This is a genomic window from Pseudovibrio sp. Ad5 (genome assembly GCF_001623095.1).
Classification (GTDB): domain Bacteria; phylum Pseudomonadota; class Alphaproteobacteria; order Rhizobiales; family Stappiaceae; genus Pseudovibrio.
In genome coordinates, this window is the sequence record NZ_LMCH01000015.1 from 336,524 (window position 1) to 348,532 (window position 12,009).

The following is a 12,009-nucleotide window of genomic DNA, read 5'->3' on the forward strand; positions in this document are numbered from 1 at the left end:
CTATGTAAAATTGTGTATGGTACCCTTGCGAATATTATGAGGTATTTTTGCGCAGGAGGTGCAGGTGGAGAACACAACACGGACCAAGCGGCAGCCCCGACCAGCGCTCAATGTTGGCTTCATTCTGGCCAACCGGTTCACATTGTCGGCCTTCGCCAGCTTTATTGATGTCCTGCGCCTTTCTGCCGATGAAGGAGACAGCAGCAGGCCAATTCTATGCAGCTGGAGCGTCATCGCGCCTGATATGGAGCCCATCCGCGCCAGTTGCGGCGTGCGCATCCATCCTGATACCAATTTGATCGATCCAGCTCATTTTGATTATCTGGTGGTTGTTGGAGGGCTGATCGACCACATTGAACGCCTTGATCTTCGCTATGTGCACTATCTGAAATCTGCTGTGTCGAAGGGCGTGCCCTTGATCGGCTTGTGTACTGGTAGTTTTATTCTGCACCGTGCCGGTTTGATGAACGGTTATAAATGCTGTGTGAGCTGGTTTCACCGGACGGACTTCCTTGAGCAATTTGATGGATTGGAGCCAGTCTCTGATCGCATTTTTGTAGTGGACCGGGACCGTATTTCCTGTTCAGGGGGAACCAGTGCAGTGCATGTTGCAGCCCATCTGGTTGAGCGTCATGTCGGCCTGCGGCAAGCACGCAAGAGCCTTCATATTCTGATGGTGGATGAAGCTCAGGATGACAGCAAAGCCCAGCCGTTCCTGCCAACGTCACTAAAAGCCAAAGATAATCTGATCCAAAGGGCAGTGTTGATGATGCAGCAGGAAACGGAAAATCTGCGCAGCATAGAGCAGCTTTGTAAGATGCTGGGCGTTGGACGGCGCAGCCTTGAAATGAAATTTAAGTCTGACCTTGGTAAATCCCCAGCCGAAGCACTCAGTCATATACGAGTAGAAGAAGCCAAACGCTTACTGGGAGAAACAGAGGCAACCATCACAGATGTTGCCATACGGTCCGGCTTCTTTGACGCATCCCACTTTAACAAGGTCTTCCAGAAACACACCGGCATGACCGCAAGCGCATATCGTAATTCCTTAACCGCTTAAGAAGGCTTCTTCTTGAGCAGTGTACCAACAAAGCCAAACAATCCTGCCCAGATAATTGAAGACAGCACTGTGAGGCAGATGCGCAGCAGGCCGGACATTTCTCCAAGAGGCACATCCAGCAGCCAGCTGGCCGTAATGAAGGGGAACAGAAGAATATTCGCAAGTATTGGCGAAACCTGAAGGCCGATAAAAAACCCTAGAGGAACAGCAATCAATCCGAATGCAGCCCCAAAAATGATGAAGATGTAAATCATGGCCTCAATGAAGTATGCAGTTTGAACCTATCTCCAAGTTTTGTCAGCTCCACGTTTCTCTGTAAACCAGTATTATTGTGAAGCTCGCTATTAGAACCTTGCATAATCGTTAGAGCCGAAGCCGGATCACGCTTTCACGCGTATCATCTTTGGATCATACAAAGGCGTTAAGTGCACGTCACAGGGCACACGTTCTGTTGCAACTTCCAGCTCATATTTACCACCAAGAACAAACTCACGATCGACACCATCGGTATTGCGGACATAGCCCAAGCCAATGGATTTTTGCAAGGTATGACCAAAACCGCCGGATGATAGCCAGCCGACCCTTACACCGTCGCGATAAATCGTTTCTCGGCCTGACAATATGATGTCGCCATCAGTTACAAAGGTCGCCAGCATCTTTTTGACACCGTGTGTTCGTTGTTCTTCAATGGCACCACGGCCTTTGAAGGCTATGTTCCTCTTCAGTTTCACTGCCCAGCCAAGGCCAGCTTCTTCTGGGGTATGATCGGGACCTATGTCGCTTCCCCAGGCCCTGTACCCTTTCTCCAAACGCAGCGTTTCAATAGCTCTGTATCCAGCGTTACGCAGCCCAAACTCCTGTCCTGCTTCATGAAGCGCAGCATAGACGGTTGTCGCATACTCAACCGGCAAATGCAGTTCCCAGCCCAGCTCCCCAACATAGGTCACTCGAAGCGCATGAACAGGACAGCCTGCAATGCCGATTTTGTGAGCTTGGCCAAACCGAAAATGATCATTACTCACGTCATCACGGGTTACACGTTTCAAGATCTCGCGAGAGTTGGGACCCATAAGTGAAAGGACAGCATAAGCCGAAGTGACATCTACCAGCTGAACATTCATGCCCTCTGGAATATTGCGGGAAATCCAATCGAAATCATGAGTAGCAAAACCTGTTCCCGTGACAATGTAATACTCATCTTCTGCCATTCGCACGCAGGTAAGATCGCATTCAATACCGCCATGATCGTTGAGCATCTGCGTGTAGATCAGTGAGCCGATCGGCTTATCTACGTCATTCGCCGCGATCCAGCTGAGCGCATCGACTGCATCAGGTCCCTTGAGTGTAAATTTCGCAAAGGACGTCTGGTCGAAGAGCACCGCAGAGGAGCGGGCTGCGTTATGTTCGCGGCCAACAGGTTCGTGCCAATTGGGCCTTGCAAACGTATAGATGTCTTTTTGAGCTTCTCCATTTTGAGTATCTGCATACCAGTTGGCGCGTTCCCATCCCAGTTTTTCGCCAAACACCGCGCCATCTGCTTTCAAAAACTCATAGAGCGGTGATTTGCGGCAGGGACGGCCGCTTTCATGCTCCTCACTCGGCCAAGCCATTGTGTAGTGTTTGGCATAGGCTTCTTTTGTCCGTGTACGTATCCAGTCACTATCAAAGTGCGGACGTCCAAAACGACGAATGTCGACAGGCCACAGATCAAAGGGTGGTTCGCCTTTTGCGATCCATTCTGCCAGTGCCATTCCAGCGCCACCGCCAGCGGCAATGCCAAACGCATTAAAGCCCGCATTGACGTAAAAGTTTTTGAGTTCAGGAGCTTCACCCATGATGAAATTGCCATCCGGTGTAAAGCTTTCTGGTCCGTTGATGAGTTCTTTGATACCTGCAGTCTCCAAAGCCGGAACCCGGCCAAGAGAAAGCTCCATCAATGGTTCGAAGTGCCCAAAGTCGCTGTCGAGCAAAGTGTAGTGGAAGTCTTTTGGAATGCCATCCTCGGCCCAGGAAAGGGGATTGGCTTCATATCCGCCCATAACAAGGCCGCCGACCTCCTCCTTGTAATAGGTCAGTCGGTCCGGATCTCGAAGCGTTGGCAAATCTCTGGGCACGCCAGGTATCGGCTCGGTGACCATGTACTGATGCTGCATTGGTACCAAAGGCACATTCACACCAACATGCTTTGCAAAGTCTCGCGTCCATTGCCCGCAGCAGGCAACGACAACAGCGCAGTCAATCCGGCCTCGGCTGGTTTCAACGCCTCTGATTACCCCTTTGTCGACATCAACACGCAGCACTTTCGTGTCTTCAAAAATCTGTGCCCCTGCCAAGCGAGCCCCCTTGGCAAGAGACAATGTTATATCCGAAGGATTTGCCTGGCCGTCACTTGGCAGATAAGCCGCGCCAATAACATCATCGACTTGCATCAAAGGCCAGAGATCCTGAGCTTCTTTAGGTGTCAGAAGCTGCATATCTAAACCAAAGGAATGCGCAGTCGTGGCCTGACGTTGCACCTCAGTCCATCTCTCATGATTACAGGCAAGGCGAAGGCCGCCATTCATCTTCCAACCAGTTGCCTGTCCGGTCTCCTCTTCAAGGCGCTTATAAAGATCAACGGAATACCCAAGGAGTTGAGTGATATTGGCATTTGAACGCAATTGCCCAACCAGCCCGGCAGCATGAAAAGTCGTGCCGGACGTCAGTTTTTTCCGCTCAAGCAAAACAACATCCCAGCCCAGTTTTGCAAGGTGGTAAGCGGTCGAGCACCCGACAATGCCGCCACCTACGATCACAGCCTTCGCCGTTTTTGGCAATTCTTTCATCTCAACCTCACTTCAACTGCAAATCAGCATATGCATGCTCAAACCGGAGCAAGTTTTCTCTGGTATAGCTGGCGTAATCGAACTGTATTTTGGATGTCTGCTCAGACACCATGCTCCACATACTCTCGCGCAGTAAGGATGCGCATTTCATGGCACTGTATTGGGCCCAAAGTGCATCGGAGATGGGTGCGTCAAAGTATGTTTCGAGCAGTATCTGTTGCAGGCCTTCAGATAGACTGGCATTTGTTGCCAAGCCTCCAAGATCGAACAGGGGAGAATTCAGGCCAGCGTATTCCCAGTCCACCAGCCAAAGCCGCTCGTTCTCATTTAAGATGTTCGCTGGAAGAAGATCGTTATGGCAAAGAACCAACTGCACCTTCCCAACCGCACGCTCAAGCTTTTCAGCCTTGGCCATCAACGCATTGAGGCTCGGCAGATGATCCGAGTCCATAAGGCGAAGTGTTTCGACATAATCGCGCAGGATGTGAAAGACCCAAAAAGCGAGGACAGGGCCACGTATCAGTTGCGTTGCTTCTCTGTGAACTTTGGTCAGGACACCGGCGATAGAGCGTAGCCTTTGCGGATCTTGGATATTGGCTTCGCTCAATGGTTCAGCGTCAACGTAATCCTGAACCAGCACACCTTTTCGGAAGTAACGGACAGCAGGAGCAACGCCTGCGGCATGGGCAGCCCGGCAAGCTGAGAGTTCATTGAACCGCATAACCCCATGTTCTACGATGTCTTCTCCAAGGCGCACCACATAAGTGCGTCCTTCATCAGTGATCTTCACATTGAAGTTCGTAATGCCACCGCCCAGAATTTCGGCATTCGTTGGTTTCTTCCAAAATGGTAGTTCAAGGGCTCTTGTGACGGCTAATTCCTTTGTCAGTGTTACGCTCATGTTGCCAACCCCAATCTTGCTCGAGAGGATTTCGCAAGCGCGGACAAAATCCGATCCGCGATGATTGCAATAAAGGCTACGGCCAAGCCTGCGACAATGCCTTGGCCTGTATTTGCTTTCGTGAGTGCAATGTAAACTTCCTGACCCAGATCCCGCGTGCCAACGAGAGCAGTGATCACCAGCATGGACAAAGCCAGCATAATCGTTTGGTTCAACCCCAACAGCAATGAGGGAACAGCCAAAGGAAGCTTTATACGCCAGAGCAACTGCCAGCGTGTACATCCAGATACCTTGCCAGCCTCAATCACTTGCGGACTAATCTCACGGATCCCATGGGCGGCGTAGCGTAGAGCAGGAGCCATTGCATAAAGCACGATAGCAACCATGGCGGAAAACTCACCAACGCGGAAAAGCATGACGACAGGGATCAGATAGACAAAACTTGGGAGCGTCTGCAGAGTGTCAACCAGAGTGCTGAGGACTCTGTCTGCCCGCTCAGATTGTCCGGCCCACACGCCGAGCGGCATCCCAATCACCGCTGCTATTAGAACTGAAACACCGCAGAGGTAGACGGTGATCATTGCATCCCGCCACAATCCATTGGCAGCAACAAAACCTGCTAATGTGGCGCATAAAAAACCTAGTCGCCACCCGCCAACGCGCCACCCAATAAGCCCGAGCGCTATGATGCCCCAAGCCCAGGGAATGCCTACGAAGAAACGTTTTATTGGAAGAAGAAGGTAGGTCAGCAACGCCGTCTTGATTGCTTCAAAAACCTCAAAGAAATTGATGTTGATCCACTTGATGGCCTCATCCCAGAAAGAGCCAGTGGTGAGAACCATGGCCTCAGGATAACTTTGAATTGCAGGGAACACCTTCCCAAGAAGCGCTAGTAAAACCGTGAGTACCAATGCAATGACAGCGTACATCAGAGGCGTCATCTGAGTTACAGATGAACCTTGGGTCTGCGAGTGAACATTCAGCGAAAAAGCCTGACTTAGCCGGTCCAGCGCAATCGCAATCACGACAATTGCCAAGCCAGCTTCAATGCCTCCCCCAATGTCTAAACGACGCAGTGCAGCCAAAACATCGTACCCCAGCCCACCAGCGCCAATGATGGAGGCGATGATCACCATGTTCAGCGAGAGCATGATGACCTGATTAACACCCACCATTAAGGTTGGCAGAGCAGAGGGCAGCAACACCTTCCACATCATCTGGCGCGACGTACAACCCGCCATGCGTCCGGCTTCATGCAGCGGCTCAGGTACCGATTGTAATGCAACAAGCACCACGCGGACCATGGGAGGCATGGCATAGATAATCGTGGCCACTAATGCAGAGACCGGCCCAAACCCGAACAGAAACAAGATCGGCACAAGGTAAGCAAAGATCGGGACTGTCTGCATTAAATCAAGCAATGGGCGCAGGAGCCGCTCAAAGCGCTCTGAACGATAAGCCAGAATGCCCAGCATCAATCCACTAAGCACACCGAAAGGGACTGCAATAGCAATGGACGCCAAAGTCACCATCGCACTTTGCCATTGACCGAAAACAACCAGATAGAGGAAACAGCCACCCACCAAAGCTGCAAGTCTCCAGCCACCTGCTTTCACTGCCAATAAGATCATAAGAAAGGTCACAGCGATCCAGCTCATGGAAGGGAAGATCTCAACGGCTTGTTGACCGAGACCAGAATGAAACCCATCCGCAAGAAAAGCACGCATTGTGTTGTATGGCGCTTCAATTATTGCCGAAAGAAACCGCGTCAACTGGCGAAAAGTGAAGAGACCAAATCCCGCATCTTCCACAAGCCAAGCCATGAAAGTGCTGATCCGTTCATCCAGTTGCCATTGCCAGGCACTTGGAAACTTAATGATCCAGCGGGCATCGAGTGCCTTGTAAAGTGGAAAGGAATAGTTTGAGAGAAGCCAGGTTGAAGCGAAAAGCAAAAGCCAAAAGGAATGAGGGTTGCGCAAGCTGTCACGGAGATGGAAGTTCATTCCACCAACTCCTGCCCAAGCATTACGCTGACAATCTTGTCACGATCGATAGTACCAACAGGTACACCGTCATCGTCCAACACCCGAAATGCACGACTGGTTTTCCCAACCTCAGAAACAACATCTGCAACCTTCATGCTATAGCTTAAATCGCCTGCATATGCCCCGGCAGGACAGCCCGCCTTCATAATCGTTTCAAGCTGAATGACTTTGGTTCTGGGAATATGGTGTGTAAATTCCTCGACATAGTCAGTCGCGGGATTGCTCACCAGTTGCTCTGGTGTCGCGATCTGAACAATTTCTCCGTCTTTCATCACGGCAATCCGATCAGCCAGCCGAATGGCCTCTTCAAAATCGTGCGTGATGAAGAGGATCGTCTTATGGAGTTTGTTTTGAAGCCGCAGGAACTCATTCTGCATTTCTCTGCGAATGAGAGGATCAAGCGCTGAAAAGGGTTCATCCAGAAACCACAGATGCGGATCGCCAACCAATGACCGCGCAATGCCAACACGCTGCTGTTGCCCACCTGAAAGCTCTCTCGGATAAGCCGTTTCACGCCCATTAAGACCAACAAGCTCAATCATCTCATAGGCACGTGCTTCGCGATCTGGTCGGTGAACGCCTTGAACATCCAAGGGAAATGCAACATTTTGTAAAACAGTTAGATGCGGGAGCAGCGCAAATTGCTGGAACACCATGCCCATCTTTTTACGTCGGACGTCGATCAACTCTCGTTCAGACATTGCCAGAAGGTCTTGGCCTTCAAAGTGGATTGAACCGGCAGTTGCTTCTATGAGGCGAGACAGACAGCGTACCAGTGTGGACTTTCCGGAGCCAGACAGGCCCATAATAACAAAGATCTCACCTTTCATAATCTGAAGGTTTGCGTCACGAACCGCACCCGTCAGATTTGCCCGCTCTAAAGCTGAGGTGTCTGGAGAACTGTCTCGACTTTGCAAAAATGTGCCTGCGTTTGCCCCATAGATCTTCCAGAGGCCTTTACAATCCAAAAGCACTGGCTGGTCCATGAAACATCTCCGTAAAACGCTGATATTGGACATAAAACTGAGCTTGCAAAGACAAGAAGGAACAGACCCTCGATCTGAACCTGCTCATCTTGAACGCTCTACTTTATCCAGCTAACCCAACGGTTTTTGTTGGCAGACAGCCACTCTTCAACAACACCTTTGACTGACTGCCCCTCCAGATCGACTTTGGAGATCATAGCGCTCATCTCGGTATTGCTGACATTGAAGTTAGAAATCGCTTGAGCAGCACCAGGCCATTTTTGACTCAAACCTGCCCAGGCAACTTTCCAGATGGGGCCAGTGGGTTTGCCACAATCATAAGCCGCAGATGGATTTACACCGATTGTTGCATCTTGATAGCAAGCAGCAGAGTAGGGCGGAAATTCGATAAATTTGCCCTCATATTTGGCTGGTGCCCAGTGAGGCTCATAAAGCCATAAAATAATTGGCGCTTTTCGTTGATATGCCGATTCCAGTTCTGCAAACAAAGCTGCATCTGTGCCGGCATGGACAACTTCATAGTCAAGTTCAAGTGCCTCAACACGCTCTTCATCAAAGCCGCCCCATGTCACCGGACCGCCAAGATACCGTCCCAAGGGAGCCGTTTCTGCAGTGGCAAATACATCTGCACAGTCCTTGAGCGCTTCCCAGTTTGGCAAACCGGGACAAACCTCTTCCATATAAGAGGGGTACCACCATTCCTCGATGGCAATCATGCCACTTTCACCAAGACTGACAACATTTCCAGTCTCAATGGCTTCATCCATTGCTTCCCGGCCAGTTGTCTCCCAGATCTCCATTGCAATGTGCAGATCACCAGTCTTTAGGCCCGCAAATTGAGCGATGTAATCCGCTTGAACATACTCGATGTTGTAACCAGCTTGCTTGAGAACCTCACCCATAATGGTGGTTGTGATGATTTGACCGGACCAGTCATGAGTGGTGATTTTGATTGGATCTAGTGACTCAACTTCAGCAATTGCTGAGCTAACTCCCCAAGTCATAACCAAAGCAATTGATGGAATTACTGAGTATTTCATTTGGTCCCCTCCCGCAGATGATCCAATTCATCCATCCGCTGCAAGAATTTGAACCCGACCCCAATCAACTCCAGCAACGACAACTTATCTTACGTTGGGGTATTTGTATAAATCAACATAATGACACAATAAAATCTACTAATACCGATTCAAGGTGTGTGAAATTGTGGCTTTATGAGGTGTTTTATGTTTTAGATTGGAGAGCTTAAGCCATGTCTATGCAGGATTAATACGGATTAGATTGAATGGAAAACATCAACAATCAGACACAACGTGAAATCCTGAACGCAATAAAAACAGCAGGTGGCACAAGCCGAATCGTCACACTTGCCACGAAGCTGAAACTATCTGAAGAGACCATTCGAAGGAACATCAAACCCCTCGCGAAAGAAGGTCTGCTTGAGAAAGTCCATGGTGGTGTTCGCCTATTCGCTGAAGAGGACCAAGAGAGCAGTTTTCATGCGCGGATGCAGGAATGTCCGGAGGCAAAACGGAAAATTGCAGCAACTGTCGCCAGTATGATTGAAGACGGTAGTTCTCTGTTTCTTGATGTGGGAAGTACAACAGCTTTTATTGCCGAAGCGTTGCAAGACCATAAGCGCCTGATGGTTGTAACGAACTCGGTCGCAGTTGCTTACAAGCTTGCTACGCGAAACGACAATCGGGTTTTTATGGCGGGAGGTGAACTCCGGGCTCATGATGGCGGAGCATTCGGGGCAACCGTTACGAGCTTCTTTGATAACTTTGAAACAGATTACGCCATTCTGTCAGCAGCGGCGATCAACGCCAGCAAAGGGCTAATGCTGTTCGACCTGGAAGAAGCCCAGATTTCCCGCACAGTTATGAAGCATGCGAAATGTAAGATTGTGGCAGCTGATACCAGAAAATTCACCAGATCAGCACCCATCACTGTATGTGACCCAACGCTTATTGATGTGCTAGTAAGCGAGAAAGAACCCGCAACAGAATTCCACCAAGCCGCAAAAATCTGGCAAGCAAAAATCGTTATCGCAGATTGAGCTAGTGAAAAAGCATCCGGTTTATTACAAAGCTGCAAAGGACTCCGCCGCTAGAACGAAAGAAGCTCCCATATCAAGCGACTGATGCCAACAACTCTGGGCGTTGCATTCTGCTTGCCTAATTGATCCGCAACAAGCGTTTAAGCTTAGTTTGGAATCCGCCGCGTTTCTCTTTCCGTGCTAATTCCTCTTCAGAGATGAGAAACGTTACTTGCACCACATAGCGTTCGCCTTTGAACGAAGGATGGCCATGCCAGCTTGTTTCTGAGCGTTTGAATGCGAACACGTTCCCAGCGAGTGGAGAGACTTCCTCCGCATAGTCGTCCATGTCAGTGTCTCCATTAAGGGCACGAATGGCACCGCCAGCGGCGTCATCCCAGTCTTCATTGAGATAGATGAGCATGGTGCAGATCTTGGATTTGGAATCGTTGTGAATACGGCCATCACCGTGTTTGGACAAGCGACGCACAGTGATCATCCGTGGCTTGTCCATAAGATCCAAACTGAGTTTTTCCGAAAGAATTTCAGCCAGTTCCGGTTTATAAAGATCATCTACAAGTTGCTTGAATGCGCCAGTCGATTCAAGTTTAGACAACGGAAGATACCCAGTCTGTTTGATATCCGGATAATCACGACGAACATCAGCAGCTTGCTTCTTGGTCAGTACATTTTCCCCCACCAGATACTGGAAAGGAGTTGTACGAGTATTGGAGTCTCTGAGAGCATCGAAATTGATCATTTTCCAACTTCCCTGACGCAGCAAAAAACAAGTGGTAGCTGTAGCACAGGTTAGAAAAGCCAAAAATTCTCAGTTCTGAGTGCAGAAAATTTGAGACTGCAATTTAAATGGTAAAGGATCAAATCGATCAGAGAGATCGCTTATGTTGATTTGGCTGTGAAATAGTAGTTCACTATCAAAAAGTCTGTTCTACGCGCCTGATTTTTAAGTTCAGGAGAACAAGTGCATAGGGAAATGCCATTTGAAAGAAATCCTCCAGTCAAATGGCATTGCAGTCTTTTTATAGATGCCATTCAGCGAGACCGATGCGTTCTGAGCTGTCTACCCGCAACGTGATCGGTTGGCTGTCCTTGTCGTGCATGAGGACCGTATCCGCCCCCACACATTCAGTGAGCATGATTACGATGTTTCCTCGTGACAAACTGTCTGTGTGAATGGTCCCACCCGGAAGCATAATAGCTTTGCCATCCGGAACTTTAATATTGGCCAGTGCAAACTGGTCGTCTTTGATTTGCTTGCCCACGGTAATAACGATCTCATCCTGATCTGACGAAGCCATAAAGATATGAGGGAACTCATGTCTTTCGACGAAAAACCCATTGGCTTCTTCGAGAGAGTATTGGTGGTTTGCTGGTGTAATTTGATATTCAACGACGTTGAGATCACATTTGTCGAACTTCACTGGTACGGTTTCGCCTTTATCAAAGACTTTCACGCCAAAGGCTTGTGTTACATCTTCAAATGCAGGCGATAACTCCGTTATCATCGGAATTTCCAGTAAGACATCTGCACAGGACAGACATCCAGATGCTCCAAACACGTTTCCGGGCGCCGCGATGCTGACTGTGTTTGCATCATGCCATGTCCCTTCTATGACAGAAAAGGCGCTATCGGGCAGTGAAGACAATGATGTTTTCGTCTCCAAGATACTCTGGTGAGTGCCCGCGACCGTTTGTGAAGGAGAAGCCGGTGTAATGTGAGGGGCACTTCGATTGATAACCACATCACTCCCCGGTGGGATGATGTTATGAAGAGCGTTGGTTGTGACAGCAACTTCATTGTTGACCACACGATGTATCGATACAGCCTTTAAAGAGCTCTCTACTTTCTGACTTGAGAGTTCTGCATTATATTTGACTGTGATTCCGACATCATTCAGGCGCCGTTCCTGATAGTCTGGCAGCTTTATGCTCTTATCGGTAGAGCTTGAGCTCACCGTATGCTGTAGGTTTGCTTGTACCTGCGGCGTTGATGTTGCAAGTGTGACTGGCATCCTGGTTTCTTCTCAGAACTTGCAGGACTGATGAGCCTTTTGCTCACGAAAGGTACTCATCTTAGTCCTGACTTGATTGAAATGAACATGCTGCATCGTGCGGTCACGTCTGCATCAAACA

The 12,009-nt window shown here is 49.3% G+C and carries 10 protein-coding genes; 2 read left to right on the top strand and 8 right to left on the bottom strand.

Annotated features, from left to right (window positions below):
• Positions 1-64: 64 nt before the first annotated feature.
• Positions 65-1,060, top strand: a complete 996-nt coding sequence (locus PsAD5_RS10130) for a GlxA family transcriptional regulator (protein WP_152986821.1) — start codon at positions 65-67, stop codon at positions 1,058-1,060.
• Here the strand turns inward: PsAD5_RS10130 and PsAD5_RS10135 are convergent.
• The 6 genes from PsAD5_RS10135 to PsAD5_RS10160 all read right to left on the bottom strand — a co-directional run bounded on the left by PsAD5_RS10135 (position 1,057) and on the right by PsAD5_RS10160 (position 8,857).
• On the bottom strand, positions 1,057-1,314 hold the full coding sequence (locus PsAD5_RS10135) for a hypothetical protein (RefSeq protein ID WP_057465187.1): 258 nt from the start codon (positions 1,312-1,314) through the stop codon (positions 1,057-1,059). The genes PsAD5_RS10130 and PsAD5_RS10135 overlap by 4 nt on opposite strands.
• A gap of 126 nt (positions 1,315-1,440) precedes the next feature.
• Positions 1,441-3,885, bottom strand: coding sequence for a GcvT family protein (locus PsAD5_RS10140; RefSeq protein ID WP_063292017.1), 2,445 nt, complete (start codon positions 3,883-3,885; stop codon positions 1,441-1,443).
• A 7-nt stretch (positions 3,886-3,892) separates the two neighbouring features.
• Positions 3,893-4,786: a phosphotransferase gene (locus PsAD5_RS10145; protein ID WP_063292018.1), complete on the bottom strand. Its 894-nt coding sequence runs from the start codon at positions 4,784-4,786 to the stop codon at positions 3,893-3,895.
• Entirely contained in the window at positions 4,783-6,789 is a 2,007-nt protein-coding gene (locus PsAD5_RS10150; protein WP_063292019.1) for an ABC transporter permease, read from the bottom strand. Before PsAD5_RS10150 ends, PsAD5_RS10145 begins: the two co-directional genes overlap by 4 nt.
• Positions 6,786-7,817 carry a quaternary amine ABC transporter ATP-binding protein gene (locus PsAD5_RS10155; RefSeq protein ID WP_063292020.1) on the bottom strand — a complete coding sequence of 344 codons (1,032 nt, stop codon included), beginning with the start codon at positions 7,815-7,817 and terminating at the stop codon, positions 6,786-6,788. The genes PsAD5_RS10150 and PsAD5_RS10155 overlap by 4 nt, the downstream gene beginning before the upstream one ends.
• Positions 7,818-7,915: 98 nt before the next feature.
• Positions 7,916-8,857 carry an ABC transporter substrate-binding protein gene (locus PsAD5_RS10160; protein WP_063292021.1) on the bottom strand — a complete coding sequence of 314 codons (942 nt, stop codon included), beginning with the start codon at positions 8,855-8,857 and terminating at the stop codon, positions 7,916-7,918.
• A gap of 245 nt (positions 8,858-9,102) precedes the next feature.
• Here PsAD5_RS10160 and PsAD5_RS10165 point away from each other — a divergent pair, with 245 nt between their 5' ends.
• Positions 9,103-9,876 carry a DeoR/GlpR family DNA-binding transcription regulator gene (locus PsAD5_RS10165; protein WP_063292022.1) on the top strand — a complete coding sequence of 258 codons (774 nt, stop codon included), beginning with the start codon at positions 9,103-9,105 and terminating at the stop codon, positions 9,874-9,876.
• Between the two features lie 118 nt (positions 9,877-9,994).
• On the opposite strand, the gene PsAD5_RS10170 is transcribed toward PsAD5_RS10165, so the two are convergent.
• Positions 9,995-10,615, bottom strand: coding sequence for a 2OG-Fe(II) oxygenase (locus tag PsAD5_RS10170; protein WP_208981872.1), 621 nt, complete (start codon positions 10,613-10,615; stop codon positions 9,995-9,997).
• A 280-nt stretch (positions 10,616-10,895) separates the two neighbouring features.
• Positions 10,896-11,888 carry a hypothetical protein gene (locus tag PsAD5_RS10175; RefSeq protein ID WP_063292023.1) on the bottom strand — a complete coding sequence of 331 codons (993 nt, stop codon included), beginning with the start codon at positions 11,886-11,888 and terminating at the stop codon, positions 10,896-10,898.
• Positions 11,889-12,009 lie beyond the last annotated feature (121 nt).